At 31.8% G+C, this 26,641-nt stretch carries 26 protein-coding genes and 2 tRNA genes; 13 read left to right on the plus strand and 15 right to left on the minus strand.

Translation table 11 applies throughout. The annotated features are described in order from the left end of the window. Position 1: 1 nt before the first annotated feature. From ACI5KZ_RS11435 to ACI5KZ_RS11450, 4 genes are all read right to left on the minus strand, one after another. Positions 2–742 carry an isoprenyl transferase gene (locus ACI5KZ_RS11435; protein ID WP_109309796.1) on the minus strand — a complete coding sequence of 247 codons (741 nt, stop codon included), beginning with the start codon at positions 740–742 and terminating at the stop codon, positions 2–4. Further along, positions 743–1,432 (minus strand): DUF6089 family protein, encoded by a 690-nt coding sequence (locus ACI5KZ_RS11440; protein WP_109309795.1) that lies wholly within the window; start codon positions 1,430–1,432, stop codon positions 743–745. 100 nt (positions 1,433–1,532) lie between these two features. Continuing rightward, positions 1,533–2,417: an NAD kinase gene (locus ACI5KZ_RS11445; protein WP_109309794.1), complete on the minus strand. Its 885-nt coding sequence runs from the start codon at positions 2,415–2,417 to the stop codon at positions 1,533–1,535. Positions 2,418–2,422: 5 nt separating this feature from the next. Beyond that, on the minus strand, positions 2,423–3,082 hold the full coding sequence (locus tag ACI5KZ_RS11450) for a CBS domain-containing protein (RefSeq protein WP_109309793.1): 660 nt from the start codon (positions 3,080–3,082) through the stop codon (positions 2,423–2,425). Between the two features lie 89 nt (positions 3,083–3,171). Here ACI5KZ_RS11450 and ACI5KZ_RS11455 point away from each other — a divergent pair, with 89 nt between their 5' ends. The 6 genes from ACI5KZ_RS11455 (at position 3,172) to clpX (ending at position 8,602) form a co-directional block, all read left to right on the plus strand. Then, positions 3,172–3,885, plus strand: coding sequence for a pyridoxine 5'-phosphate synthase (locus tag ACI5KZ_RS11455; protein ID WP_406847690.1), 714 nt, complete (start codon positions 3,172–3,174; stop codon positions 3,883–3,885). Between the two features lie 56 nt (positions 3,886–3,941). Then, positions 3,942–4,718, plus strand: a complete 777-nt coding sequence (locus ACI5KZ_RS11460; RefSeq protein WP_109309791.1) for an alpha/beta fold hydrolase — start codon at positions 3,942–3,944, stop codon at positions 4,716–4,718. A gap of 45 nt (positions 4,719–4,763) precedes the next feature. Continuing rightward, entirely contained in the window at positions 4,764–5,105 is a 342-nt protein-coding gene (locus tag ACI5KZ_RS11465; RefSeq protein WP_109309790.1) for a phage holin family protein, read from the plus strand. 86 nt (positions 5,106–5,191) lie between these two features. Further along, positions 5,192–6,520, plus strand: a complete 1,329-nt coding sequence (tig, locus tag ACI5KZ_RS11470; RefSeq protein WP_406847691.1) for a trigger factor — start codon at positions 5,192–5,194, stop codon at positions 6,518–6,520. A 95-nt stretch (positions 6,521–6,615) separates the two neighbouring features. Beyond that, positions 6,616–7,290 (plus strand): ATP-dependent Clp endopeptidase proteolytic subunit ClpP, encoded by a 675-nt coding sequence (clpP, locus tag ACI5KZ_RS11475; RefSeq protein ID WP_109309788.1) that lies wholly within the window; start codon positions 6,616–6,618, stop codon positions 7,288–7,290. Between the two features lie 79 nt (positions 7,291–7,369). Beyond that, positions 7,370–8,602, plus strand: coding sequence for an ATP-dependent Clp protease ATP-binding subunit ClpX (gene clpX / locus ACI5KZ_RS11480; protein WP_109309787.1), 1,233 nt, complete (start codon positions 7,370–7,372; stop codon positions 8,600–8,602). 176 nt (positions 8,603–8,778) lie between these two features. Here clpX and ACI5KZ_RS11485 read toward each other — a convergent pair whose 3' ends face one another. Then, positions 8,779–10,203: a fasciclin domain-containing protein gene (locus tag ACI5KZ_RS11485; protein ID WP_109309786.1), complete on the minus strand. Its 1,425-nt coding sequence runs from the start codon at positions 10,201–10,203 to the stop codon at positions 8,779–8,781. Positions 10,204–10,354: 151 nt separating this feature from the next. Between ACI5KZ_RS11485 and ACI5KZ_RS11490 the strand changes: the two genes are divergently transcribed. Beyond that, positions 10,355–11,227, plus strand: coding sequence for a MerR family transcriptional regulator (locus ACI5KZ_RS11490; RefSeq protein ID WP_406847692.1), 873 nt, complete (start codon positions 10,355–10,357; stop codon positions 11,225–11,227). A gap of 328 nt (positions 11,228–11,555) precedes the next feature. Here the strand turns inward: ACI5KZ_RS11490 and ACI5KZ_RS11495 are convergent, their stop codons facing one another. Further along, the gene (locus ACI5KZ_RS11495; RefSeq protein WP_109309784.1) at positions 11,556–13,070 is read right to left on the minus strand and encodes a GH3 auxin-responsive promoter family protein; all 1,515 of its coding nucleotides are present in this window, start codon (positions 13,068–13,070) and stop codon (positions 11,556–11,558) included. 41 nt (positions 13,071–13,111) lie between these two features. On the opposite strand from ACI5KZ_RS11495, the gene ACI5KZ_RS11500 reads away from it, so the two are divergent. Then, positions 13,112–13,906, plus strand: a complete 795-nt coding sequence (locus ACI5KZ_RS11500; protein ID WP_406847693.1) for a DUF2797 domain-containing protein — start codon at positions 13,112–13,114, stop codon at positions 13,904–13,906. A 1-nt stretch (position 13,907) separates the two neighbouring features. On the opposite strand, the gene ACI5KZ_RS11505 is transcribed toward ACI5KZ_RS11500, so the two are convergent. The 5 genes from ACI5KZ_RS11505 to ACI5KZ_RS11525 all read right to left on the minus strand — a co-directional run bounded on the left by ACI5KZ_RS11505 (position 13,908) and on the right by ACI5KZ_RS11525 (position 19,063). Further along, positions 13,908–14,351 (minus strand): GNAT family N-acetyltransferase, encoded by a 444-nt coding sequence (locus ACI5KZ_RS11505; protein ID WP_406847694.1) that lies wholly within the window; start codon positions 14,349–14,351, stop codon positions 13,908–13,910. Positions 14,352–14,356: 5 nt separating this feature from the next. Beyond that, positions 14,357–14,551, minus strand: a complete 195-nt coding sequence (gene rpsU / locus ACI5KZ_RS11510) for a 30S ribosomal protein S21 (protein ID WP_109309781.1) — start codon at positions 14,549–14,551, stop codon at positions 14,357–14,359. Between the two features lie 41 nt (positions 14,552–14,592). Beyond that, on the minus strand, positions 14,593–15,456 hold the full coding sequence (locus ACI5KZ_RS11515) for an RNA polymerase sigma factor RpoD/SigA (RefSeq protein WP_109309780.1): 864 nt from the start codon (positions 15,454–15,456) through the stop codon (positions 14,593–14,595). A gap of 167 nt (positions 15,457–15,623) precedes the next feature. Then, the gene (locus tag ACI5KZ_RS11520) at positions 15,624–18,254 is read right to left on the minus strand and encodes an AsmA-like C-terminal region-containing protein (RefSeq protein ID WP_406847695.1); all 2,631 of its coding nucleotides are present in this window, start codon (positions 18,252–18,254) and stop codon (positions 15,624–15,626) included. 92 nt (positions 18,255–18,346) lie between these two features. Continuing rightward, positions 18,347–19,063, minus strand: coding sequence for a queuosine precursor transporter (locus tag ACI5KZ_RS11525; protein WP_406847696.1), 717 nt, complete (start codon positions 19,061–19,063; stop codon positions 18,347–18,349). 71 nt (positions 19,064–19,134) lie between these two features. Between ACI5KZ_RS11525 and folK the strand changes: the two genes are divergently transcribed. Beyond that, on the plus strand, positions 19,135–20,277 hold the full coding sequence (folK, locus tag ACI5KZ_RS11530; RefSeq protein WP_406847697.1) for a 2-amino-4-hydroxy-6-hydroxymethyldihydropteridine diphosphokinase: 1,143 nt from the start codon (positions 19,135–19,137) through the stop codon (positions 20,275–20,277). Further along, positions 20,264–20,755 (plus strand): GyrI-like domain-containing protein, encoded by a 492-nt coding sequence (locus tag ACI5KZ_RS11535; protein ID WP_109309776.1) that lies wholly within the window; start codon positions 20,264–20,266, stop codon positions 20,753–20,755. Before folK ends, ACI5KZ_RS11535 begins: the two co-directional genes overlap by 14 nt. A 22-nt stretch (positions 20,756–20,777) precedes the next feature. Here ACI5KZ_RS11535 and ACI5KZ_RS11540 read toward each other — a convergent pair whose 3' ends face one another. From ACI5KZ_RS11540 to ACI5KZ_RS11550, 3 genes are all read right to left on the minus strand, one after another. Continuing rightward, a complete protein-coding gene (locus tag ACI5KZ_RS11540) occupies positions 20,778–21,437 on the minus strand; it encodes a class I SAM-dependent methyltransferase (RefSeq protein WP_406847698.1) in 660 nt (219 codons plus the stop codon). Then, positions 21,438–21,977 carry an RNA methyltransferase gene (locus ACI5KZ_RS11545; protein ID WP_109309775.1) on the minus strand — a complete coding sequence of 180 codons (540 nt, stop codon included), beginning with the start codon at positions 21,975–21,977 and terminating at the stop codon, positions 21,438–21,440. It abuts the gene before it with no gap. Between the two features lie 68 nt (positions 21,978–22,045). Then, on the minus strand, positions 22,046–22,495 hold the full coding sequence (locus tag ACI5KZ_RS11550; protein ID WP_406847699.1) for a DUF1573 domain-containing protein: 450 nt from the start codon (positions 22,493–22,495) through the stop codon (positions 22,046–22,048). Positions 22,496–22,650: 155 nt separating this feature from the next. Here ACI5KZ_RS11550 and mutS point away from each other — a divergent pair, with 155 nt between their 5' ends. The 3 genes from mutS (at position 22,651) to ACI5KZ_RS11565 (ending at position 25,541) form a co-directional block, all read left to right on the plus strand. Then, entirely contained in the window at positions 22,651–25,263 is a 2,613-nt protein-coding gene (mutS, locus tag ACI5KZ_RS11555) for a DNA mismatch repair protein MutS (RefSeq protein WP_109309773.1), read from the plus strand. A 97-nt stretch (positions 25,264–25,360) separates the two neighbouring features. Further along, a tRNA-Gly gene (locus tag ACI5KZ_RS11560) sits at positions 25,361–25,432 on the plus strand. 25 nt (positions 25,433–25,457) lie between these two features. Next, positions 25,458–25,541 (plus strand) — tRNA-Leu (locus ACI5KZ_RS11565). A gap of 206 nt (positions 25,542–25,747) precedes the next feature. Here the strand turns inward: ACI5KZ_RS11565 and ACI5KZ_RS11570 are convergent. Beyond that, entirely contained in the window at positions 25,748–26,632 is an 885-nt protein-coding gene (locus ACI5KZ_RS11570; RefSeq protein WP_406847700.1) for a ChaN family lipoprotein, read from the minus strand. Positions 26,633–26,641: the final 9 nt, after the last annotated feature.

A 26,641-nucleotide genomic window follows, 5' to 3' on the forward strand; every position in this document is an offset into this window, starting at 1 on the left:
ATTAGTTAATTTGTTCACTTGTTTTCCCAAACCGTCTTTCTCTTTTTTGATATTCTATAATTGCTTCGTATAAATGTTCCTTTGTGAAATCTGGCCAAAGTACATTTGTAAAATACAATTCTGCATAGGCAATTTGCCATAATAAGAAGTTGCTTATGCGTTGTTCGCCACTTGTTCTAATAAGCAAATCTACATCATGTAAATTTCGCGTGTAAAGATGCTCATTAATAACCGATTCATCAATATTTTCGGGCGAAATTATATTATTTTTAACTTTAATGCTTATTTTTTTAACTGTATTTATTAATTCTTCTCTAGAACCATAACTCAAAGCAAGCGTCAAAACCATGCGACTGTTGTCTTTGGTTTTTTCAATAACTTCATTAAGTTCTTTTCGAGCTTTTTTAGGAAGCTCGTCTAAATTGCCAATTGCTAACAGTTTGATATTATTATCTTGAAGTGTTTTTATTTCTTTTTTTAAGGAAGAAACTAGTAACTTCATAAGTGTTTGAACTTCAAGTTTAGGTCGGTTCCAGTTTTCGGTAGAAAACGCATATAGGGTTAAGTTCTCTATGCCTAATTCGGCACTTCCTTCTACTACTTGTCTTACTGCTTTTGTCCCATTTTCATGTCCAAAAGCGCGCAACATTCCTTTTTGTTTAGCCCAACGTCCATTACCATCCATGATAATGGCAAGATGTTTTGGTAATCTGTCTGTTTGTATTTTAGATTTTTTATCCATTTAGAAAACGCAATAACAAGGTTTTTTACCAAAGGTATAGGTTAATGTTATTCCTGTAAACACATACCAATCGTTATTATTTTTATTTCCAAATGCTGTAGGAGCATCATTGTCATAATCTGGAACACTTCCATCAATTTCGTCGCTAAAGGTATATCTGGCGCCAATTTCTGCTGCTAAAACAAAGCTTTGCAAGAAGTTTGTTTTAAAACCAAGAACCATTGGTATGCCATAAGCAATACTTGTTGTGTTTTCTGAAGTATATACGCCTTGTCTTGTAAAGAAAAAATTATCGTGATAGGCTACAGTGATACCAGAATATAAATAGGGTGTTGCTTTATTTTTTTCAGCATGAAGATCGAAATCTAAAAATGTAAATTCTAATCCAAGAGAGGCCTCAACAAGGTGGTTGTTAAAATTATAGTCTCTTTCTTGACGTCTTGGATCATCAGATTTTGAATCTTTTCCTTCTAATTCAGAATATATTAACGAGAACCTAAACGAATGTCTAGGGCTTCTATTCCATTTATAAATACCACCAAAAGCAGGTTTGTTTGGAGCAATGTAAGTTGTTGCACCAACATCTCCTATAAAATTACTCCCACCCAAAAACACCCCAATTTCGTGTGTTTGAGAATGACTTAATTGAATGGTAATTATGGAAAAAAATATTATGGTTAAATACCTCATAAATGTTCAAAAGTTTGCAAATATAATAAATAAGATTAGCCTATAACAATTTGAATCAAATTGTATTAGGAATAAAACAGTTTTTCTTACAAATTATTGTTTAATTACGTCTGTCTTCACCCCAAAGTAGCTTTTTGCGAAGTGTATCTAAAAAACTTTCTTTTAGAAGTTCAATCATTTTTATTTTAAATGGGGCTTTTTTTATTGTAACAACTGTATTATTGCTTAAAGTTGCAATTCTTGAATCTAATGATATTAAGAAATTGTCTTCACGACCACTTACTTTGAGCTGAATCTCTGTAGAATCTGTAATTATTAATGGCCTAGCACTTAAATTATGTGGGGCTATTGGTGTTAGAACCAGGCTGTTAGTGTCTGGGGTTATTACTGGGCCACCACAACTTAAAGAGTATCCTGTAGAGCCAGTTGGTGTGGAAACTATTAAGCCATCGCTCCAATAAGATGTTAAGTACTCTCCGTTTAACCTAGTTTCTACAGTTATCATCGAGGTTGTGTTTTTTCTGCTTATAGCAATCTCATTTAATGCAAAATTTAAATCTTCAAATTCTTTATGTTCCGGAGATGTTTTTATTGCCAGTAAGCTGCGTTCAGATATTTTATAATTGCCAGATAATATATCGTCTATGGCTTCAATAATGTTTTCGTTTTGAATGGTGGCCAAAAAGCCTAAACGACCTGTATTAATACCTACAATTGGTATGTCTAAATCCTTAACTAAGGTCGTGGTTCTTAGCATGGTACCATCGCCTCCAATACTAATTAAAAGGTTGAAGCTTTTGTCTAAAACTTGAAAGGTTTTAAATTTGTCATAATTTTTATGGCTGGTAAGTTGATGGTTTATAATGTCGTAAAAGTTTTCTTCTATATAAACATCAATTTGCTTGTTAAAAAGATAATCTAGTAGAATTTCTACAGCTTCTTCCGCATTTTTATGATAGAATTGTCCAAAAATTGCAATTTTCATATATATCACATGTTTAAATACTTGTTTAAATAATCCGATCGCTCTTTTAAACTTTCTATATAACTATCTTCTTCGTGTCCAGAAACAATATTATAACTGTAGCGTCTAAAGGTTTGCATGATGTCGTTTAATCCTGTACTTCCAATTTTTAGTGTTATTTGCGCTACATCGTTCTCGATTTTAGAAATAAAAGCTCCTAGAATTTTTCCATCGTTCGATTCTACGATCTGGCTAATTTCACTAAAAGAATAATCGTTTAAACCTTTCTCAACAATTAAAATGCTTCCAGCTCCTGCAAAAAACGGGGTTTCATTAAAAAGGCTAATAATGTCATTTAATTCATAATAGCCCAAATAAGTGTTCTTTTCGTTTAAAACAGGCATGATATTGGTAGAGTTTTGCGCGAAAGCTTCTAAAACATCCAACCAAACCGTATTTTGTCTAACAAAAAAACCTTCAATAGCATGGGAGTATTCCGAGATGTTTTTATTTTTATTATAACAATGAGCATCAGTTTCAGACATGCAGCCTAAATAAACACCATCTTTGTTTTTAACTGGAAAATGCGAATACGTTAATTGATTAAACAATAATTGGATATCGCCAATTTTGTCTTCAATGCTTAATGGTTTTATATCGTTTATAATATACTCTGAAAGATTCATACGTCTTTTAATGTTACTGCAAATTAATCAAAAAAATACTATAATAACCTTGATTGACTTTGTATTTTTGTCTGAATAAACTCAAGGTCATGACAAAATTAAGTGTTAATATTAACAAGATAGCTACTTTAAGAAACTCCAGAGGAGGAGATGTGCCAAATGTCATTCAGTTTGCGAAAGACGTGCAAAGATATGGAGCAGAAGGTGTTACTATTCATCCAAGGCCAGACGAAAGACATATTAGATATCAGGATGCTTACGATTTGAAATCGGAAGTTTATACGGAATATAATATAGAGGGAAATCCAATAGACAAATTTACCAAAATGGTTTTAGAATTAAAACCAACACAAGTCACTTTAGTTCCAGATGCTGATGATGCCATAACAAGTAATGCAGGTTGGGATACCATAAAACACAAGCTTTTTTTAATTGATATTATTAAAGAATTTAAAGATCACGGCATTAGAACTTCTATTTTTGTTGATCCAGATTTAAAACAAATTGAAGGAGCCAAAGCAACAGGTGCAGATAGAATTGAGCTTTATACAGAAGCTTTTGCCCATGAGTTTAGCTTGGGGAATAAATCGGTTATAAAACCTTACACTGCCTGTGCAGAGTTGGCAAACTCTTTAGGTTTGGGAGTCAATGCAGGACACGACTTGTCTCTTGAAAACATTCAATTTTTTAAAGAACACGTTCCAGATTTATTAGAAGTATCTATTGGTCACGCATTAATTTCAGAAAGTTTATATTTAGGAGTTGAAAATGTGATTCAGATGTATTTACATAAACTTAGATAGTATGTCATTTTCAATCTAAGTTAACAGATATAACAATTAAAAACATTTGTGAATTTGTGAAAAATAAAGAACCATTACACGCAAACATATTAGGGGAAGGGAAGCCATTTGTTATTTTACATGGTTTTCTTGGCATGAGCGATAACTGGAAAACTCTTGGAGCTAAGTTTAGTGAAGCTAATTACCAGGTTCATTTGTTGGATCAAAGAAATCATGGGAGAAGTTTTCATAGCCATGTGTTTAATTATGAAGTCATGGTCGAAGATTTAAAATCTTATTGTGAATTTCATCAACTAAAAGACCTTGTTTTGTTAGGTCATTCTATGGGAGGAAAAGTAGCTATGCTTTTTGCTGCAACACACCCAGAATTGGTTTCAAAATTATTGATTGCAGATATATCTCCTAGATTTTATCCAACGCATCATGATGCTATTCTAGAAGGTTTAAGTCGCCTAGATTTTAACGAATTAAAGAGTAGAGGTGAAGCAGATAAACAATTGTCAAAATATGTTTCTGATTTTGGTACGCGACAATTTTTATTAAAAAACCTCTATTGGAATGAAGAAAAAGAACTTGCATTAAGAATTAATCTAGAAGTTTTAAAAGAGAATATAGAAGAAATAGGTGAAGCTTTACCAATACATGCGCAATATAAAGGAGACACCCTCTTTTTGCGTGGAGATAGATCAGAATATATTGGGCAGCAAGACGAATCTATTATAAAAAACCATTTTCCAAACTCTAAACTTGTTACCATTCCTAAATCAGGACATTGGTTACATGCAGAAAACCCAAAGGCTTTTTTTAACGAAGTCATGAAATTTTTAGGATAGTTTCGCATAGAACATTATCTTTAAATCTAACTTAAACAATATTTTATGAACTTAATTATTCGAATATTATTAACAGCTGTAGCAGTTGTAATTTTAGCAAAATTTTTACCAGGAGTAGCTGTAGAAGGCTTTACTTCTGCTATTATAGTTGCCGTAGTTTTAGGGTTGTTAAACATTTTTATAAAACCTATATTGGTTATTTTAACCTTACCAATTACAGTGGTTACATTAGGCTTGTTTTTGCTTGTAATTAATGCCTGCATCATCCTTTTGGCAGATAAATTTATAGATGGTTTTGCCGTCGATGGTTTTTGGATAGCCTTGTTGTTTAGCTTGTTGCTATCTTTCCTTCAATCTATCTTATTTTCATTATTAAAAGAAGATTAAAGTAGGCTGAAATACAATACGTTAAAAACTTTGTTGGGTTGCAAAAAATATGTATTTTTGCAACCCAATTTTTATGTCATAATATAATGAATATTACAAGAGAAAACATCGATGCATTAAATGCTGTAGTAAAAGTAGATATCGCTAAAGAAGATTATAGTGATAAAGTTGAAAAAATCTTAACAGATTATAGAAAAACAGCTAACATTCCAGGTTTTAGAAAAGGACACGTGCCTATGGGAATGGTTAAAAAACAATACGGAAAAGCTGTTTTAGTTGATGAAGTAAATAAATTATTGCAAGAAGCTTTAAATAAATATTTAACAGAAGAAAAGTTAGATGTTCTTGGACATCCACTACCTAAGCCTCAAGATGATTTAGATTGGGATTCAGAAAAACTATCTTTCGAATTCGAACTAGGTTTGTCTCCAGAATTTGACGTTGAGTTAAAAAGCAAAAAAGCGATAACGAGTTATACCATAGTTGCAGGTGATAAAATGATCGACGATCAAATAATAAATATCCAAAAACAATATGGAAAATTGTTACCTCAAAATGAAATAACAAAAGATAGCGAAGTTACTGGTGTTTATAAAAATGAAGAAAAAGAGATTGAAAACACGGTAACGTTAACCTTGGATAAGTTTAAAGGAAAAGCAACTGAAAAGAAATTTATAGGAGCTAAAGTTGGAGATGTTATTACATTAAAAACAAAAGGACTATATAGCGATGAACACGAATTAATGCATGCTTTAAAATTAGAACATGGTGATGTACATGGTCTAGATATTGAAGTAACGTTTACTATAACAGAAATTAATGAGCGTGAATTAGCTGAATTAGACCAAGAGTTATTCGATAAATTATTTGGAAAAGATACAGTTAAAACAGTAACCGAGTTAAAAGAGAAAATTAAAGAAGATGCCGAAAAGCAATTCAAACAACAAGCAGATCAGAAATTATTAAATGACGTTACTGAATACCTTGTAGATAACACCAAATTCGATTTGCCAGGAGAATTTCTTACAAAATGGATGCAAAACTCTGGGGAAAATCAATTAAGTGAAGATGAAGCTAAAGACGAGTATGAGAAATCTGAAAAAAGCTTACGTTATCAGTTAATAGAAGGGAAGTTGATTACAGATAATAACATCCAAGTAACCATGGATGATATTAAAGATCACGCCAAGCAAATGATTAAAATGCAAATGGCTCAATTTGGTCAAATGAATCCTTCAGATAAAGAACTTGAAGATATAGCTGCACGTGTATTGTCTAACCAAGACGAAGCTAGAAGAATATCAGAACAAATTATTAGTCAGAAACTTTTAGCGCTTTATAAAGAAAAGGCAAACCTTAAAACAAAAGAACTTACCTACGAAGACTTTATAAAAGAAGTTTACGGAGATAAATAACTTAACAAAGTTTTAAAGAATAAATCCTTATATTTAGGCGTTAAAAATGTATTTTTAACGCCTTTTTAATTCAATTTAATTATATAAAACAATTTATGGATTACGGAAAAGAATTTGAAAAATTCGCTATAAAAGATCAAGGGATAAGCAGTACGTACTACAATAAAATTATTAGTAGTATGTATCCAACAAACTTGACACCAAACATTATTGAAGAGCGCCAAATGAATATCGCCATCTTCGATGTGTTCTCACGTTTAATGATGGATCGTATTATTTTCCTAGGGACAGGAATTAACGATCAAGTGGCTAATATTATTCAAGCACAGTTGTTGTTTTTAGAGAGTACAGACTCATCTAAAGATATTCAAATTTATATCAATTCTCCTGGAGGATCAGTTTATGCTGGGCTTGGTATCTATGATACTATGCAATTTATAAAACCAGACGTAGCAACTATCTGTACTGGAATGGCAGCTTCAATGGGAGCCGTTTTATTATGTGCAGGAGAAAAAGGAAAACGTAGTGGTTTAACACACTCACGTGTTATGATTCATCAGCCATTAGGAGGTGCTCAAGGTCAAGCAAGTGATATTGAAATTACTGCTAGAGAAATCTTGATTTTAAAAGAAGAGCTTTATAAAATAATCAGTAAGCATTCGGGACAAGATTACGACAAAGTATATGCCGATAGTGATAGAGATTATTGGATGAAATCTGATAAAGCAAAGGAGTACGGAATGATTGATGAAATTTTAGTACGTAGCTAAATTTCATTAGAATTAAAATATTAAAATTAATTCTAATCCAGGACAGACTTGGAATTTGGAATTTATAATTTATTTAGTAATGGCAAAGGAAGATTTAGAATGTTCGTTTTGTGGTAGGAAAAAGCCAGAAACAAATTTATTAATTGCAGGGTTGGATGCGCATATATGCGACAGGTGTATCGAGCAAGCTCATGGTATTGTTTTAGAAGAATCTAAACAAAGTGACCAAAGTGAACTCTCGGCAGAACTTATGTTGCGAAAGCCAAAGCAGATTAAAAAATTCTTAGAAGAGTATATTATTGGGCAAGAAATGACTAAAAAAGTCATGTCGGTAGCTGTTTATAACCATTACAAAAGACTTTTACAACCAGCTAGTGATGATGATATTGAAATTCAAAAATCAAACATCATCATGGTTGGACAAACAGGAACGGGTAAAACCCTCATGGCAAAAACCATTGCTAAAATGCTTAATGTGCCTTTAGCTATTGTAGATGCCACAGTTTTAACCGAAGCTGGTTATGTAGGTGAAGATGTTGAAAGTATTTTAACACGTTTGTTGCAAGCTGCAGATTATAACTTAGACAAAGCTGAAAAAGGCATTGTATTTATTGATGAAATAGATAAAATTGCTCGTAAAAGCGATAACCCTTCTATAACTAGGGATGTCTCAGGGGAAGGTGTACAACAAGCTTTATTAAAATTGTTAGAAGGAACCGTTGTAAATGTACCACCAAAAGGAGGACGAAAACATCCAGACCAGAAATTTATAGAAGTGAATACAGAAAACATCCTGTTTATTGCAGGAGGAGCTTTCGATGGTATTGAAAAAGTTATCTCTAAAAGATTAAACATGCAAGCCGTTGGTTATAGTGCATCAATGTCTGATGAACGTGTAGACCACGATAATTTATTACAATACATTATTCCAAAAGATTTAAAAGATTTTGGTTTAATACCAGAAATTATTGGACGTCTTCCTGTATTAACATATATGGACCCATTAGATGCTAAAACGTTGAGAGCCATTTTAACGGAACCTAAAAATGCCATTATTAAGCAATATAAGAAGTTGTTTGCAATGGATGAAATAGATTTTACTATTACAGATGGTGCTTTAGATTTTATTGTTGAAAAAGCTATAGAATATAAACTTGGAGCACGTGGATTGCGTTCGTTATGCGAAGAAATATTAACCGATGCTATGTTTGAGTTGCCTAGTACAGATGAAAAAGAAATTAAGGTAACAAAAGCTTACGCTGAAGAAAAGTTAACAAAAACAACTATTAAGAAACTGAAAGCGGTTTCTTAAAAATCAATTTAGTTATCATTAAAAAAGTCATTCATAATCTTATGAATGACTTTTTTTGTAAATTAATATTGTTCATAATTGTTTTAACATAATTAAACCGACAACCACAAGAATTGCCGGTTTGCTACTAACTAAAACCTATTCTTTTTCATTAAATTTAAATTCAATAACCTATGTTATAGATTTGGAATCATTACTTTATTAATAACATGAATTACACCATTTCCAGCTTGGACATCTACAGCTATAACACCAACATCTGAAGCTCCAGAACCATCAGTTATATTTGCAATGTTATCTCCCGTACCTGGAAGAGTAATTGTAATATTATCTCCTTGTAAAGTGGCAGCAGTTGTATCTCCAGGATTGTTTAAATCTCCAGAAGTAACATTGGCTTCACTAATAACATGGTGTAATAAAACTTGAGTTAAAATCGGTTCTGCAGGAACAGAAGCTAAAGCATCGAAGGCATCATCTGTTGGTGCAAAAATTGTGTAATTTGGATTAATACCATCTGCATTACTTCCTTCAGTTCTCGATAATATAGATACAAAGTCGGTAGCAGGTGTTAATTCTGTTAAAGCAAGTACTAAAGTAGAAAAGTTTGGATCTGCAGTAGCAAAAGTAACCACACTAGGAATGTTTATGACTGTATCTACTGCATGAATTATTCCATTAGTGCCAACAACATCTGCTTGAGCTACAGTTGAAATGCCGTTAAACATGACACCATTTGAAGTATTATAATATAAACTCATAGAATTCCCTCCTGCACCAGTAGCGCCTGTATTTGTATATCCTGCTCCTGCATCAACTAAGATGCTAGAGTCTATTGCTGAGCCTATAATGACGTGGTTTAATAATAATTGAGAAAGCACTGCTGTATCTACGTTTCCAAGTGGAGTTCCATCTAAAAAAGTATCAAAAGCATTGTTGTCTGGTGCTAATACAGTAAATGGCCCAGTTCCTTTTAGAACGTTAACTAAATCACCATCTGCAGTTCCTAATGCAGCAACTAAACTTGAAAACGATGGATTAGCTAAGGCATGATCTACAACATCTGGTAGGCCTAAAACACCATCAATTACATGAATGGTTCCGTTAGAAGCATCTACATCAGCATTTATTACTGAAGCGACATTGTTAAACCTAACACCATTGGCTGTATCAAAAAAGATACTGATGTTTTGATCTCCTGCTCCAGTTGCACTTCCAGCAGCATATCCAGAACCAGTTGAGATTAAATCGCTAGCCATAACATCTGCCATAATTACATGGTTTAATAATATTTGCGATAATACATCTGTTGGTACTTGTTCTAAGGAACTAAAACCATTATCTGTAAGAAATGCAGCAAAAGCTGTATTTGTTGGAGCAAGAACTGTAAAAGGACCATTGCCACTTAATACGTTTACTAAATTTCCATCTGCTCTAGAGAGTGCTGTAACCAACGAGCTTAGTTCAGGAGTTTCTTGGGCTATCTCAACAATGTTTTTTTGTTGAGATGGGGGAGTTGTTGTCGTACTGTCATCATCATTACTACAAGATGTAATAAATAAACAAAGACTAAATAATGCGATTAATAATTTGTTTGTTTTCATTTTTGTCTAATATTTTTTAATTTAACTTGGACAAATATATAAATTATATTTTCTTTGTCAAAGAAATTATAATAAAAGTTAGACAAAATAATTTTAAGTTCTATCAATTAACTTTATTTTTTGTTTAACTTTGCTTAGTAAAATATTAGACATGAGTACATATTCAATGGCGCAAATTGTAGCATTAACAGGTGTTAAAGCACATACTTTAAGGAAGTGGGAAACTAGATATAGCTTTTTAGCGCCTGAAAGAACAGAAACAAACATTAGGTATTACACTGATATACAATTAAAAAAATTGATGAATATTAGTATTCTTACTCGAAATGGGTATCGAATTTCTAAGATTGATAAAATGTCTGAAAGTGAAATTAATTCTGTCATTGCTAATAAATTAATTGATAGTACGCAAGAAGATGATATCAGTGCATTGATTGTAAGTACACTCGATATGGACGAGAAAGCATTTGATGAGGTCTTGAACGTACAGATCAAAAAAAATGGTTTATTACTAACGACTACTAAAATTATATATCCTTTTTTAAATCAGATTGGTGTGCTTTGGGGTATTAATAAAGTAATGCCAGCTCAAGAACATTTTGTTTCTAATTTAATTAAGAAGAAAATGTTTTCAGCCATCGATCAATTGCCTTATGCCAATAAAAAAGCTCCAGTTATTTTAATGTTCTTAACTGAAAATGAACATCATGAGATTGGGTTGTTATTAGCTTACTTTTTAGCTCGAAAAATGGGATGGAATGTGTATTACCTTGGACAAAACGTACCAACAGAAAACATTAAGAAAGTTGTTGATGTGGTTTACCCAAAAGTGTTGTTGTCAATGTTTATTACACCAACTCAAGATTCTATAAAACTGAAATTAGATGCTATTTTAGAGCAATCTTCTGTTCCATTATTGGTTTCTGGAAACCCAGATATTATAGATGGGTTTAAGGAAGATAAACGAATAACCTATTTGTCGCATCCAGACGATTTGATAGAGAAATTAAAAACAATGTATTAAACCCTATTAAAGAAGCGTTTTTAATAATAAAAACCACTCAAAAAGAGTGGTTTTTTATTTAGGGGATATGGATGTTTAATTAATACTTTGACATTATGATATAATTTCTATTATCAAAAATCTTTAGGTAATGTAATCTTAGGAAACGATATCTATCTGGCATTTACTTGTCATAAACACCAGACAAATAATATCGTTTATTATTAATAGCATGGTAAAACTAGTATTTTAATTGTAAGAAAAAAACGACTAGTATGGTTTTTAGACAAAGCACAAAAAAAAGTCGTTGTAAGTTTTTTTTCTACCTTTTTTTCCGATAAAAAACCTGCTATTTATTTAAAAGCAGCAAGTCATCTAAATAATCTCGAGTGTTTGAGAGCCTTGGTACTTTGTGTTGCCCTCCAAGTTTATTATTTTGCTTTAACCAGTCGTAAAACAATTGCTCTCTTGCTATATGTATGGTGGGTTTGTTTAACGTCATATTGTTGTAACGTTTAGCTTCATAATCTGAATTTATAGACTTTAAGGCATTGTCAAATAGCTCATTAAAATAATTAATATCAGTTGGAGGTGTCTTAAATTCTATAAGCCATTCATGCGCTCCTTTTTCTTTGCCTTGCATAAAAATAGGTGCAGCTGTATAATCTACAATCTCTGAATTTGTTTTTTTACAGACCTTTCTTAAGGCGTCTTCAGCGTTTTCAATAATTAATTCTTCACCAAAAGCATTTATATGATGTTTTGTTCTGCCTGTAACTTTAATTCTATAGGGATTTGTCGAAGTAAATTTTACGGTGTCACCAATTTTATAACGCCAAAGTCCTGCATTTGTAGTTATAATTACAGCATAATTTTTATCAGTTTCTACTTCACTTAAAGGGATTGTTTTTTCATTTTTAGTGCCATAAGTGTCCATAGGAATAAATTCATAAAAAATACCATAATCTAACATGAGCAGTAATTCACTGGAATTGTTATGGTCTTGAATGGCAAAAAAGCCTTCAGAAGCATTGTATATTTCGTAGTATCTAAAATCTTTTTTGGGTAATATGTTTTTGTACTGGTCTTTATATGGCAAGAAACTAACACCTCCATGGAAATAGACTTCTAGGTTTGGCCAAATATCAAATAAATTATCTTTATCTGTAGTTTCTAAAACATTATTTAATAGAACCAACATCCAGGATGGTACACCAGCCAGACTTGTTACATTTTCTTGAATGGTTTCGTCTACAATAGCCTGCATTTTTTCTTCCCAATTACTCATTAAAGAAACCTTGCTACTTGGTGTACTGCTAAATTCGGCCCAAAATGGCATGTTATCTATTAAAATAGCCGAGAGGTCGCCAAAAGCTGTGCCGTTTTCTTTATAAAGTTCTTTACTGCCACCAAGTCGTAAACTTTTTCCTGTAAATAATTGTGAGTTTTCATTGTTGTTTAAATACATGCATAGTAAATCTTTACTTGCTGCATAATGACAATCTTCAAGAGAGTCCTCACTTACTGGAATAAATTTGCTTTTGGCATTAGTTGTTCCACTAGATTTTGCAAACCATTTAATGGGTTGTGGCCAAAAGATATTGTTTTCTCCTTTTCGAGATCGTTCAATAACTTCTTGATATTCCTCATAAGTAGATATTGGAACTCGCTCTGTAAATGTTTTATAATCTGTAATAGATTCAAAACCATATTGTTTGCCAAATTCAGTATCTTTTGCTTTATTTAAAAGATGCGTAAGTAGCTCATGCTGAACTTCGTTAGGGTATTTTAAAAATAGATCTATTTGATGAAACCGTTTTTTTAAAAACCAGGAAGCAATAGAATTAACTATAGGAATTGGCATATTTGCATTATATTTAAAAAATAAAAATAAGACTTTTTTTCATGACCTACCAAGGTGTTTTAACAAAAATGGCAACGGAGTTTTTCGAACCCATTCAATATTATTTAGTATTTGAATCAGATTTTATTAACATGAACCAGATGTTAGGTAAAACCATAAGTATTCAATTTGTTAAGTATCAATGCCTAAACTGTAGTTTAGACAGGCCAATTTATAGACAAGGATTTTGTAAGAGTTGCTTTTTCGACATTCCTCAAGCTGCCGATTGGATTATAAGACCTGAATTAAGTACGGCTCATATAGATAAGGAAGATCGAGATTTAGAATACGAGAAAAAAGTACAGCTACAACCACATGTTGTTTATTTAGCAAATTCTAGCAATGTAAAGGTTGGTGTTACCAGAAAAAGCCAAGTACCAACTCGTTGGATTGATCAAGGAGCACATGAAGCTATTGAAATTGTTGAGGTGCCAAACAGGTATTTAGCTGGTATTACCGAAGTGGCTTTAAAAGATTACGTAGCAGATAAAACCAATTGGCGTACTATGTTGAAAAATGATATAGCTGATGAAGACTTAGTGTCTTGGAGAAACAAATTAAAACAATATATACCAGACGAGGCTAAAGATTATTATATTGAATCTAATTCTGAAACCAACATTGTTTTTCCAGTTTTAAAGTATCCTAAAAAGCCTAAAAGTTTAAATTTAGATAAAACGCCTAATTATACAGGTAAATTAGTTGGGATAAAAGGGCAATACTTGATTTTTGACGACGATACTGTTTTTAATGTTAGAGGTAGTGAAGGTTACGTGGTTGGTATTTTAATTATTTAAATTAATCTTTTTTAAGTCGCATTTCCAAATACTTATTGGTAAACCCTAAAGATTCATAAAGTTTTCTAGCAGGATTGTTGGGTTCAACATGTAGAGCAATATCGCCTTCGGCTAAAGAAATAGCTTTTAGTAGGAGTTTTTTACCAACACCTTTACCTCTTGCATTTTTATGAATAGCAATATAAACTAAGATGTTTTCTGGAATGTAACCCGTCATTCCAGTATTATTAATAATGGTTATTCCTTGGATGGAATGCCCTTCATAAATAAGCAAAACAAAACCTCCAAAAGCTGAATCATTGTTTTTTACTGCGTAATCCAAGCATTTAGAAATGTCCTCTTTGGAATCTCTAAATTCTTGTAAATGTTCATGTAAAAAGTTTACAATGGTTTGTTTGTCTTCTTTTGAAGGTTTTGATTTAGAATGATATACTTTAAAAAGCATATATTTTATATGTCCTCTTGGTCTCTTAAGTTTTGTATATATGCTGCTTTTTGAATCTGTCTTCTTCTTTTTACTGAAGGTTTCGTAAAAAACTGATTCTCTCTTATATTCTGCATAATTTTCACATTTCTGTGTTTCTTCTTATAACGTTTAAGAGCTCTGTCTATTTTTTCGCCTTCTTTAATTTCAATTTTTATCATCTATCTTTTTTTGGGTGTCTAAATTATTCATTTATTTAAGATTAACCTAAATATGTTTTAAGTATTTTGTTTTTAGAGGTATGGCGTAATCTTCTAATACCTTTCTCTTTAATTTGTCTAACACGTTCTCTTGTTAATCCAAAAGTATCTCCAATTTCTTCAAGACTCATAGGTTGTTCGTTATTAATACCATAATAAAGTCTAACCACGTCTGCTTCTCTTTGAGAAAGTGTGTTTAATGCACGATTAACTTCAAGATTCAACGAATCTTTCATTAAGCTAACGTCTGGATTTGGTGATTCGCCAGATTTAACCACATCGTATAAACTTGAATCTTCTCCTTCTTTTAAAGGTGCGTCCATCGATAAATGGCGACCAGAATTTTTCATAGATTGTTTTACATCGCTAATCGTCATGTCTAATTCCTTAGCTATTTCGTCAGGACTTGGAGGACGTTGATGTGCTTGTTCTAAATACGAATAGGCTTTATTGATTTTATTTATAGAACCAATTTTATTTAATGGTAAACGAACAATTCTAGACTGCTCTGCTAAGGCTTGTAAAATAGCCTGTCTAATCCACCAAACAGCATACGAAATAAACTTAAATCCTCTGGTTTCATCAAAACGTTTAGCAGCTTTTACCAAACCTGCATTTCCTTCGTTAATTAAATCTGGAAGAGTTAATCCTTGATTTTGATACTGTTTTGCAACAGATACCACAAATCGTAAATTGGAAGTTGTTAATTTATCTAAAGCTAATTGATCTCCTTCTCTTATTCTCTGTGCTAACTCGACTTCTTCATCTGCAGTAATTAATGGGAGCTTACTGATATCTTGTAAATATTTATCTAAAGATTTAGACTCTCTATTTGTTACCTGCTTCGTGATCTTTAATTGCCTCATATATTCCTTTTAGATTATTTAGTTATTACGGATTCTTACATAATAACCTTTTTTTTTGAAAAACCTAATAAAAGCACACTTCTTTGTTGAAATTGCTTAAAAATCGTTGAATTCTGTTAAATAATTAACAAATTATTTATAAATAAGAATATCTCAATAATATATTATTACTTAATACTGTCTTTTTTTGTTTTCTTGCCATTTAGTATACCACCCAGAAGATCTTTTATACCATTATTAATGGTATTGTTTGTTTTAATGGTGTCTGTTTGTGTCGAAATCGAATCTTGATTAACAGTGTTTGACCCTTCAGATAACCCACTTAATAAATCTTTTATAGTATTAGAACCTTGATTTAATAATTTTTGTTTTTCAATTTCAATAAGTTGTTTTGTTAATTTAGTAGCTGCTGAACTTAAATCTGTTTTAACAGTTGGGTTGTTAAAGGAACCTGTAATATTTGCCGAAACAGGTATGGAGATTTTATTCACTTCTGGATCGCTAATTTTTCCGATAAGTCTATTAATATCGCTTCCTAAATATTTTGCTGGAACATCAAGAGTAACGTTGTAATTTATATTTTTATCGAATCCATGTGCTCCATTAATGTGGATGTCTATATCTTCGTATTTAATGGTGAATGGTTTTAAACTAACCAGGCCATCTTTAAATGTTAAGTTTGTTTTAAAGTCTTTTAAATCCAATTTATCAAAATCAATAAAATCTAAGTTATCACTTAAGGAACTTAGTATCTTACTATTTTCTGTATTAATATCAGTTGTTAATAATTCAGCAAAAGCATCACCAGAAATGGTGTTTAAATCTGGAGCAAATTCTTTGTCTAGTTGACCGCTTAGACTAATGGTTGAGTTTAGCTTTCCCTCAAGTATTTTTGCAATAGGAGCCAAAGCTTGTAATAAATCTAAATCTTTAAATGCTTTCGAAATATTAAAATTAGCAGCGCCAAGATTGATGTTAAATGTTGGGGTTGCTTTTTGTGTTGAAACATTTCCAATAACCGCTAGCTTTCCATCGAAAATATCTGTGGTCATGTTTTTTAAGGTGGCTTGTTGGTCTTTGATAATAAGTGTTCCTTGAACATTTTCTAAATTTAAATTATCATAAACAACTGTTTTTGCATCAGCCTGAATGGTACAATCTAAAAAGGAAGGGATTTTTAACGATTCTTTTTCAGAAGTTGTTTTATTGTTATTGGATGCTGTTTTATTTTCAACCATAAAATCTTCAAGAATAAAAAGATTAGAATTGACATTAAAATTCCCTTGTAATTTGTTGTCGCTAAATAAGAAACCCAGTAAATTATTAATGGTTCCGTTTACATTTATATCACTCTTACCTGTAATAGCTTCAAATTGACTAAGTGAAACCGTTCCTGGATTAAATGTCATATTTGCTTTTTTAATATGGATAGGGTTTACCATATCTTCAGATGAAAAGATAAAATCTGTAATGGAGGCTGAGCCATTGTTTTTTATGCGTTGATAAGCATTGGTTTCAATTGCATTCATGTAGAAAGCTGTATTTAATTTTGCTTTTAGAATCCCATTTAATTCATTTTCTAATTGAATAGGGTAGGCTTTGCTTAAATTGGCTAGATTTAAAACACCATCTATATCTGCATTGACTAACATGTTCTCTGTAATGTTTTTTAAGGTTGCAGACGATTTAAAGACATCTTGATCAATTTTAAAATTTAAAGCTTGGATGTTTATATAGGTGTCTACAGCATTTCCAGTGTTGTTTTTTACAGCTGCATTGATTGTAATGTTATCAACACGTTTTGGCAAATCGGGATATTTAAATGAAGCATTATCTGAAGTGACTTGAATGTCTAAATTCGGGATGGTTTCATTAGACGCTAAACCTTTAATCATTCCTTTTAATTTAAAATTTCCAGTAGTTTCAACTTCTTCAATGTTTTTTGAATAAGCTTTTGGGATTACGGCTAAGAAATCTTTAAAATCGGATCCTAAATTTTCAAACGTAATATCGATTTCTTGTCCTTCTTCAAGCAATTGCACATAGCCTTGAAATTCTATTGGTAACTGATTGATAATAGCTTTATTTTCTTTAAAAGTATATTTATTATTCTCTAAATCAAGACCTATTAAAGCATCAAGTTTTAGTTCGTTATTACTTAAATAATTGGTGCTATCTATTTGTAAACTAACTCTGGTTGTTGTTTTGGTGTCTAATTCAGAAGTGGTTTCAGAAAACTTGCCTTTTCCAGAATGGTTGAATTCGGTAATATAAAATGTTGTGTTAGAACCCTCGTCAAGATAGGTAATAGCACTATTATCTATAGAATAATCTTTAACATCTAAGGTAAACCCATTTGTAGAGTTTTGGTTAGTACTTTCTTTTTCGTTTTTATCTTTAAAAATATCGTAATTGGTTTCGCCTCTTTTGTTTGTTTTAAGTATAATTAGTGCTTCATCTAAATTTATTTGGTTAATAACAATAGGTCCATCGCTCGCTTTTTTAAACAGTTCTTTTATAGACATGTTAAGCGAAATGGATTTTGCTGTCGCTAATTTTTCATCTTTAAAAGGCTCGAAATTGGTAATTACCAAGTCGCTTACATCTACTTGTGCTTGAGGGAAACTTCGTATAAAGCTTAAATTTACATCTCTAAATTCTACATGAGCATTGAGGTTTTCGTTAATCGTTCGTTTTACAATCTCTTTAATTTTAGATTGAAAAGCAAAAGGGATAATAATTAGTATTAATAATATGGTTAATAAAGTAATTCCAATAATTTTGAATACTTTCTTCATGTTAAGTGATTTTCTGGTTAATTGTAAGTATATACGTATAAAATAGCATCAAAGTTGTTTATATACAAAAGTTTAATAAAACTTTAATACTCCTAAAGAAGGTCGATTTCTTCGTTTGTTTTTAAGTTGAAACGTTTTTTGAAAAGATAAACACCTAAATAAAGAAAAGGCGTGTCTAGCATAGCAATTAAAACTTTAAATAAAAAGCCAGCTAAAAGCAGACCGTAAAATTTATCCCATGCAATGATGTTGAAAGAGCAAAGTAAAAGAAGTATGGTACAAGTATCTACAAATTGCGATAAAAATGTTGAAAAATTATTACGTAACCATAAGTGTTTGCCTTTAGTGAGTTGTCTCCAAAAATGATAAATTTGAATATCAACAAATTGAGCAAATAGATAAGCCAACATGCTTGCTGTAACTGCAATTACGGTATTTCCAAAAACTTTAGAAAACAATTGATCGTTTATTGGAGACCAACTTGTTGCAGGAGCCACATTGGATACCGATATAATTAAAAGTGAAAAAAGCGAAGCAAAAATGCCCGTAATAACAACTTGATTGGCTCTTTTTTTGCCATAAATTTCACTAATTAAATCGGTAATTAAAAAGGTAACAGGGTAAGGTAATATACCAACGGAAATCTCGAATAATTTTGTTCCAAATATGCTTTCAGATATGTCGGGATCTATTGGGTGCCAATAAAAGAATTTTTGAAAAATTAAATTTGAAACCACTAATGAGGTTATAAATAATGCAGCCAAAAGCAGATAGATACGTTGTGCAGCAAGTTTGTCTTTTAAACTCATGAAAAATTGTGGATAAATAGGCTTGGTAAATATAAACTATTAAAATTTCTTTTAGTTAATTTGTTTTTTCAATGGATAAGCGACAAAAAATTTACATTTCTCTAGGCAGTAATAAAGGTGACAGATTAAAACATCTGCAGGATGCTATGAATTTAATTTTCAATAAAATTGGAAAAATAAACATCATATCTAAAGTGTATAATACACCTGCTGTAGGTTTTGATGGTGACGATTTTTTGAATTGTTGTGTTATTCTAGAAACAGATTTGGCTCCAGAAAAAGTGATGCAAGAACTACTAGTTGTCGAAACTTCTTTAGGGAGAGTAAGGACAGAATTACAAGGTTATCAATCTAGAATAATTGATTTAGATATCTTGTTTGTAGATGAAGCAGTTATAGATAGTAAGCTACTTCAAGTCCCACATCCAGAACTTCATAAACGAAAATTTGTTTTAAAACCTTTATTAGAAATAGCTCCTAAGTTAATCCACCCTACCTTAGGTAAAGACATGGCAGAATTATTGGAAACATGTGAAGATACCAGTGAATTAGAACCTATAAATATTTGGTTGAAAAACCCAAGCAAACAGTTTCAGTTTTCAAACTACAATTACATAGCTATAGAAGGAAATATTGGAGCTGGAAAAACCAGTCTGGCAAGCATGATCTCTAAAGACTTTAATGCAAAGCAGGTTTTAGAGCGCTTTGCTGAAAATCCGTTTTTACCAAAGTTTTACCAAGACGCCAAGCGTTATGCGTTTACTTTGGAAATGTCTTTTCTTGCTGATAGATACCAACAAATTAGCGACGATTTATCGCAATTAGATTTATTTAAAGATTTTATTATTAGCGATTATGATATTTATAAATCATTAATTTTCTCGAAAATCACCTTGCCTGAAGACGAGTTTAAGCTGTATCGAAAATTGTTCTATTTAATGTATAAAGACATTGCGAAACCAGAATTGTATGTGTATTTGTATCAAAACACAGAACGTTTGCAAGAAAACATTAAAAAACGTGGACGAGAATACGAACAAAATATTGAAAACGATTATTTAGATAAAATTAATTCCGGATATCTTGAGTTTCTTAAAAATCAATCGGAGTTGAATGTAAAAATCATAGATATTTCAGATCGGGATTTTGTTGAAAATAGAGAAGATTATCTTTGGGTATTAAGCGAAATTTGTAAAGAACATGATGCAGCATAGAATTGAGCAAACAGAAGATAGATATGTTATTGGCATAAAGACCAACATGAGCATTCAAACAATTCAGCAAGAAACAGGGAAACTAGCTAGACAATTTATGCCTAGACGTCAAGAAGTTGCATCTCGAGTTGGGAAACATGTTTTTTCAATTCAAAATTATGGAACCCTTAATATAAAAGAGATGAGTCCTCAAACCGTTTTTGAAAAATGGATTGGTGTTGAGGTTTCTAACTTAGACAATATCCCGAATGGTATGGAAACGTTTGTTTTAAAAGCAGGTACTTATGCTGTTTTTACTTATAAAGGTTCCATTCAAGATTTTCCAAAAAGCAGACAATATATTTTTCAGAGCTGGTTGCCGAACTCCAACTACCAATTAGATAACAAAGCACATTTTGAAGAATTATCTGAGAACTATAGTAAAGACTTACAGAATACTGAAGAAGACGTTTGGATTCCTATTAAAGAAAGAAGCTGATTTTTTTAAGGTACCAGTTGGATTAAGGTAGTTTGTATAATGTGGTTACTATACGTCCTTTATTGTTTTCTAGAATATGTTCTCCAAGACTTTTTTCATCTTTAATGTTTAAATTAAATGGAGATTCTGTTAGAATAACACCACTGTGTTGTTTGAGCCTGATGCCTTGACCAGAAATAATATCTTTATTTGGTGTAAACGTACCTAAAGGGATATGTTCTGTGAGAATAATATATTTATAAAGAGCTATTTTTTTAATAAAGCTTTGTATGTCAATATTAGACAAATGTTGCAGTACTTGTCGTATTATCAAACAATCACCGGCAGGAAGATTGTCTTTTATAATGTCTAAACAAAGAAACTCTAAATTATCTTCTTGGTAACGTTTTTGATTTCTAACAATGAGTTTTTCAACAATATCAATAGCTATATATTTTTTGGTGTATTTTGTTAGATGTTTGCCAATATTAAAATCGCCACAACCTAAATCGCAAACCACTAAAGTCTTGTTTTTAGATTCTAAAAATTCGATGACAACATCTAAATATGGATTAATGATTTTTGGGTCGTGTGAGCCTATTCCAGAATAAAAATCGTGTGCTTTTCCTCCCCAGAGTTTTAGGTCATAAATTTGATTCATCACCTCTTTAGTAGGCCAAGGAGACTTTATTTTTTTTGTCACCTATTTTAAGTTTGCTGTAAGTTTTGAAAACAAATCCCAAACCACCACACCACAGCTTACAGAAATATTTAAAGAATGCTTGGTTCCATATTGTGGAATTTCTATAACCAAATCGCTATTACTAACAATGTTTTGAGCCACACCTTTTACTTCATTACCAAAAACCAAAGCGTAAGTTGTATTCTTTTCAGGTGTAAAATTATTCAACATGGTCGCGTTTTCAGCTTGTTCAATAGATATTATTTTAACCTTGTCTTTTTTTAGTTTTTCAACTAATTCTAAGGTGCTTTCTACATATTCCCAAGCAACGGTTTCTGTACTTCCTAAAGCAGTTTTGTTGATGTCTTTATGTGGAGGTGTTGCTGTGATGCCACAGAGATAAATTTTTTCAATTAAAAAGGCATCACTGGTTCTAAAAACAGAACCAATATTGTTTAAACTTCTTATGTTATCGAGCACAATAATTAACGGTGTTTTCTTTACACCTTTAAAGTCTTCAACACTTAGCCTACCTAACTCACTATTTTTTAATTTCCTCATAATACAAATATTCAAAAAAAAACTTCCTTATAAAAAGGAAGTTTTTAATATAACTTTTAAAGCTGAAATTATTTTTCAACAGTAGCAGTAGCAGTAGCTGGAGGATTAACTGTACCTTTAATGTTAATGACTTTTGTTGGTGCATTAACTGCATTTGACGTTATAGTAATACTTTTATTGAAAGCTCCTGTTCTGTTAGTTGCATATTTTACTCCAATAACAGCAGATTCTCCAGGTGCAATTGCTCCTTTTGGCACAGTAGGAACTGTACATCCACAAGACCCTTTAGCATTTGTAATTACAAGAGGTGTATTACCTGTATTTGTAAAATGGAATTCTCTGTTTCCGTCTGAATTGTTTTCAATAGTTCCATAATCTATGGTTTCTGTTTCAAATTCAATTTTTGCTCCATCTTGTGTAGCAATTGCTTTTGTGGCGCTTGTTTCAGTTGTGTTTTGAGCCACACTAACTGTTACCATAGCTAGCATGGTAAAGCTTAATAGCATTATTTTTTTCATATTTAGAATGATTTAATTAAGAATAAGTTACCTCAAAATTACTAAAAGATTACGCAACTATAATTAGATTTTTATTTTTAACATTATTTTATAACAACTATTAAATTGACTAAATTCGCAATGAATTGAAATTAGATAATAAAAACACCTAGCTCTTGGCAAAAAAAACTAAAAAAGTAACGCCTTTAATGAAACAATATAATGCCATCAAGGTAAAATATCCTGATGCCTTGTTGTTGTTTCGTGTAGGAGATTTTTATGAAACTTTTGGAGAAGATGCTATTAAAACAGCTGGGATTTTAGGGATTATCCTAACCAAAAGAGGAGCAGGAAGCGAAAGTGAAATAGAATTAGCTGGATTTCCCCATCATTCATTAAACACCTATTTACCAAAACTAGTAAAAGCTGGCGAACGAGTGGCTATTTGCGATCAGTTGGAAGATCCAAAACAAACCAAAACGATTGTTAAACGAGGTGTTACCGAACTGGTAACTCCTGGAGTGGCTTTTAATGATGAAGTATTGAAGTCAAAATCCAATAACTTTTTGTGTTCTGTATACTTCGGAAAAACACATATTGGAATTTCATTTTTAGATATTACAACAGGTGAATTTCTAACGTCTCAAGGGAATGAAGAATATATCGATAAACTGCTTCAAAATTTCAACCCTAGTGAAGTACTTGTCTCCAAACAAAAGCGAAACGATTTTAAGGCTGCTTTTGGGGATGATTTTCACACGTTTTATTTAGAAGATTGGGTATATCAAATAGATTATTCCAACGAAACTTTAATCAAACATTTTAACACAAAAACCTTAAAAGGCTTTGGTATTGAAGATTTACATGAAGGGATAATAGCTTCAGGTTCTATTTTACATTATTTAACCGAAACACAACACAATAAACTGCAACACATCACGTCCATTAGTAGAATTGCTGAAGACGATTATGTATGGATGGATAAATTTACCATTAGAAATCTAGAGTTGTATTATTCGACAAACAATAATGCAGTCACGCTTTTAAATGTCATTGATAGAACTATTTCACCCATGGGAGGGCGTTTGCTAAAACGCTGGTTAGCACTTCCTTTAAAAGATGTTAAGAAAATAAAGCAACGTCATGAAGTTGTCGATTTTTTGAGGAAAAACAAAAGTTTTCTTCAGAAGGTTCAAAATCATATAAAACATATTGGTGATTTAGAGCGATTAATTTCTAAAGTAGCAACTGGCAAAGTAAATCCTCGCGAGGTTATTCAGCTTAAAAATTCGTTAGAAGCAATTGTTCCTATAAAAGCTTTAGCGTCGAATTGTGAGAATGAAGCTTTAAAAGTTATTGGAGATACACTTCAAAGTTGCGACGTACTTCGTGCGAAAATAAAGGAGACTTTAAATGAAGATGCTCCTGTAAACGTCTTAAAGGGATTTACAATTGCTGAAGGGTTCTCTTCGGAATTAGACGAATTACGTGGGTTATCACTCTCTGGAAAAACCTATTTAGATACTATGCTGAAACGTGAAAGCGAACGCACAGGAATTACCTCTTTAAAAATAGGTTCAAACAATGTTTATGGTTATTATATTGAAGTTAGAAATACACATAAAGACAAGGTTCCAGAAGCATGGATTAGAAAGCAAACCTTAGTAAATGCTGAGCGTTATATTACCGAAGAACTTAAAGAATACGAAGCTAAAATTCTTGGAGCTGAAGAACGCATTTTAGCAATCGAACAACAGTTGTTTTCAGAATTGATTGGTTGGATGATGCAATACATAAAAGCTGTTCAGCAGAATGCCAATTTAATTGGACAATTAGATTGCTTATGTGGTTTTGCGCAATTAGCAAACGATAATCATTATGTGTATCCAACCATGGATAATTCAACCGATTTAGATATTAAAGACGGAAGGCATCCAGTTATTGAAAAACAATTACCACCAAGTGAAGCTTATATAGCAAACGATGTGTTTTTAAATAGAGAAACACAACAAATCATCATGATTACTGGGCCAAATATGTCTGGTAAGTCGGCTATTTTGCGTCAAACAGCTTTAATTGTACTCTTAGCTCAAACAGGTAGTTTTGTGCCAGCAAAAGAAGCCAGAATTGGTGTAGTGGATAAAATATTTACTAGAGTAGGAGCGAGTGATAATATTTCCATGGGAGAATCGACTTTTATGGTAGAAATGAACGAAACGGCTTCTATTTTAAATAACTTATCTGAAAGAAGTTTGGTGTTACTAGACGAAATAGGAAGAGGAACAAGTACCTATGATGGGATTTCTATTGCTTGGGCTATAAGTGAATATCTACATGAGCACCCAGCTAAAGCAAAAACGTTGTTTGCTACGCATTATCATGAGCTTAACGAAATGACTGAAACCTTCGAGCGTATTAAAAACTATAATGTTTCGGTAAAAGAATTAAAAGACAATGTGCTTTTTTTAAGAAAGTTGGTTGCTGGAGGATCAGCACATAGTTTTGGAATCCATGTGGCTAAAATGGCTGGTATGCCACAGCAAGTCTTACATCGAGCAAATAAAATATTAAAAAAATTAGAACAATCTCATTCCAGTGAAGAGTTAACAGAAAAAGTAAAAACTTTAGATAATGAGATGCAGTTAAGTTTTTTCAATCTAGACGATCCGTTGTTGGAAAATATTAAAGAAGAGATTTTACACATTGATATAGATACACTTACACCAGTAGAAGCACTCATGAAACTGAATGAAATAAAGCGTATGTTGGTGAAGAAAAAGATGGCTTAAAAATAATTTACATTATTTTTAAAAAAAGGCTTTGCAGTTCATATAAATATTTTAAATTTGCAACCGCAATCGAGAGATTGTACGTTCATTAAAAACTGCGAAAGTAGCTCAGGGGTAGAGCATCACCTTGCCAAGGTGGAGGTCGCGGGTTCAAATCCCGTCTTTCGCTCTATACACTGATTAAAACATACCAAGCTGAAGTGGTGGAATTGGTAGACACGTTGGACTTAAAATCCAATGTCCATTAGGACGTACGGGTTCAAGTCCCGTCTTCAGTACAGATGAAAAGTCGAAACGAAAGTTTCGACTTTTTTGTTTTAAAAATTTACGGAAAACTCGCTTTCAAGTAAAATTTTAAACAAAAAAGTAATCCAATTATTTGGATTGGCTTTTCTCAAGATGTTGATATGGGACTCGCCTTTAGACTATTTTTATCATCATTACAAAACTTTGATCTTAATAGATTAAAGCTTTTATTCTAAATCTATCCTTTTGTCAGCGTCATAGAATCTGCAACAACAATAATATAATTAGCTATTTCGGCTTTATCTTCTTTACTCATCTCATCCCATTCAGATTGCATAACCGTTGTAATAGATTTTATATTTAAACCAGGTTGAATTTTATTGATCCACCAAATAATGCCTTGATTGTAGTTAGAATGATAAGACCCTTCAAAATGAAAGAGGAAATCTCCAGCATTAAAATTCTGTAAAGAAAAATGTGCCATGGTTGCGTCTTTAGAGGCTTGAGCAATTTGAATATTTAGCATATTTGGTGGTACATGGCCACCCATTTTATCTGCCATTTCTGCATAAGCTTTAACGGTTGGGTCGAAATAGGTTTCTAAATCTGGTCCAATCATTGAAAGTGCTTCAGGGCTTAATTCCTTTAAAGCGTCCATGCCTTTTTTACTCAACATAGAAGCATAACGTCTTGGAATGTTTGTAGCTATAAAACGTAGGTTATTATCTTTGGCAAATTCAACTAAAGGCTTATAATCGGTTTTGTAATTACTCCATAATTGCGTGATTTCTGGAAGCATTTTATCTTCAGCATAAAAACCATTTAAATATTCATTTAAAACCAATTGATTGCCATTTTCAAACATTTCTGCACCAAAAAACAATTTATCTCCTTTAATGTCTAAAAAACTCTTACTCATTTCTAATTGCAGCCAATGCGAAATAGGATTGTTATGGTATTCTCCAAAAAAAACCATGTCACTTTCTGCTAAATCGGTAATCATTTTGTTGTAATCAGCCGTTTTGCCATTATTTTTAAATAATTGATATGCAGGTTTGCTTTGAGCAGTCATAAGACTTACAAAAGCTAAAATGATCAATCCTGTTAATGTGATTTGTTTCATAAAGGAGTA

Source organism: Xanthomarina sp. GH4-25, assembly GCF_045363175.1.
In the GTDB taxonomy this organism is placed as follows: Bacteria; Bacteroidota; Bacteroidia; order Flavobacteriales; family Flavobacteriaceae; genus Xanthomarina.

Excerpts from the sequence above, each read along its gene's own strand:
- ACI5KZ_RS11435 (WP_109309796.1), bottom strand. The coding sequence starts at position 742 with ATGGATAAAAAATCTAAAATACAAACAGACAGATTACCAAAACATCTT.
- ACI5KZ_RS11440 (WP_109309795.1), bottom strand. The coding sequence starts at position 1,432 with ATGAGGTATTTAACCATAATATTTTTTTCCATAATTACCATTCAATTA.
- ACI5KZ_RS11445 (WP_109309794.1), bottom strand. The coding sequence starts at position 2,417 with ATGAAAATTGCAATTTTTGGACAATTCTATCATAAAAATGCGGAAGAA.
- ACI5KZ_RS11450 (WP_109309793.1), bottom strand. The coding sequence starts at position 3,082 with ATGAATCTTTCAGAGTATATTATAAACGATATAAAACCATTAAGCATT.
- ACI5KZ_RS11455 (WP_406847690.1), top strand. The coding sequence starts at position 3,172 with ATGACAAAATTAAGTGTTAATATTAACAAGATAGCTACTTTAAGAAAC.
- ACI5KZ_RS11465 (WP_109309790.1), top strand. The coding sequence starts at position 4,764 with ATGAACTTAATTATTCGAATATTATTAACAGCTGTAGCAGTTGTAATT.
- tig (WP_406847691.1), top strand. The coding sequence starts at position 5,192 with ATGAATATTACAAGAGAAAACATCGATGCATTAAATGCTGTAGTAAAA.
- clpP (WP_109309788.1), top strand. The coding sequence starts at position 6,616 with ATGGATTACGGAAAAGAATTTGAAAAATTCGCTATAAAAGATCAAGGG.
- clpX (WP_109309787.1), top strand. The coding sequence starts at position 7,370 with ATGGCAAAGGAAGATTTAGAATGTTCGTTTTGTGGTAGGAAAAAGCCA.
- ACI5KZ_RS11485 (WP_109309786.1), bottom strand. The coding sequence starts at position 10,203 with ATGAAAACAAACAAATTATTAATCGCATTATTTAGTCTTTGTTTATTT.
- ACI5KZ_RS11490 (WP_406847692.1), top strand. The coding sequence starts at position 10,355 with ATGAGTACATATTCAATGGCGCAAATTGTAGCATTAACAGGTGTTAAA.
- ACI5KZ_RS11495 (WP_109309784.1), bottom strand. The coding sequence starts at position 13,070 with ATGCCAATTCCTATAGTTAATTCTATTGCTTCCTGGTTTTTAAAAAAA.
- ACI5KZ_RS11500 (WP_406847693.1), top strand. The coding sequence starts at position 13,112 with ATGACCTACCAAGGTGTTTTAACAAAAATGGCAACGGAGTTTTTCGAA.
- ACI5KZ_RS11505 (WP_406847694.1), bottom strand. The coding sequence starts at position 14,351 with ATGCTTTTTAAAGTATATCATTCTAAATCAAAACCTTCAAAAGAAGAC.
- rpsU (WP_109309781.1), bottom strand. The coding sequence starts at position 14,551 with ATGATAAAAATTGAAATTAAAGAAGGCGAAAAAATAGACAGAGCTCTT.
- ACI5KZ_RS11515 (WP_109309780.1), bottom strand. The coding sequence starts at position 15,456 with ATGAGGCAATTAAAGATCACGAAGCAGGTAACAAATAGAGAGTCTAAA.
- ACI5KZ_RS11520 (WP_406847695.1), bottom strand. The coding sequence starts at position 18,254 with ATGAAGAAAGTATTCAAAATTATTGGAATTACTTTATTAACCATATTA.
- ACI5KZ_RS11525 (WP_406847696.1), bottom strand. The coding sequence starts at position 19,063 with ATGAGTTTAAAAGACAAACTTGCTGCACAACGTATCTATCTGCTTTTG.
- folK (WP_406847697.1), top strand. The coding sequence starts at position 19,135 with ATGGATAAGCGACAAAAAATTTACATTTCTCTAGGCAGTAATAAAGGT.
- ACI5KZ_RS11535 (WP_109309776.1), top strand. The coding sequence starts at position 20,264 with ATGATGCAGCATAGAATTGAGCAAACAGAAGATAGATATGTTATTGGC.
- ACI5KZ_RS11545 (WP_109309775.1), bottom strand. The coding sequence starts at position 21,977 with ATGAGGAAATTAAAAAATAGTGAGTTAGGTAGGCTAAGTGTTGAAGAC.
- ACI5KZ_RS11550 (WP_406847699.1), bottom strand. The coding sequence starts at position 22,495 with ATGAAAAAAATAATGCTATTAAGCTTTACCATGCTAGCTATGGTAACA.
- ACI5KZ_RS11570 (WP_406847700.1), bottom strand. The coding sequence starts at position 26,632 with ATGAAACAAATCACATTAACAGGATTGATCATTTTAGCTTTTGTAAGT.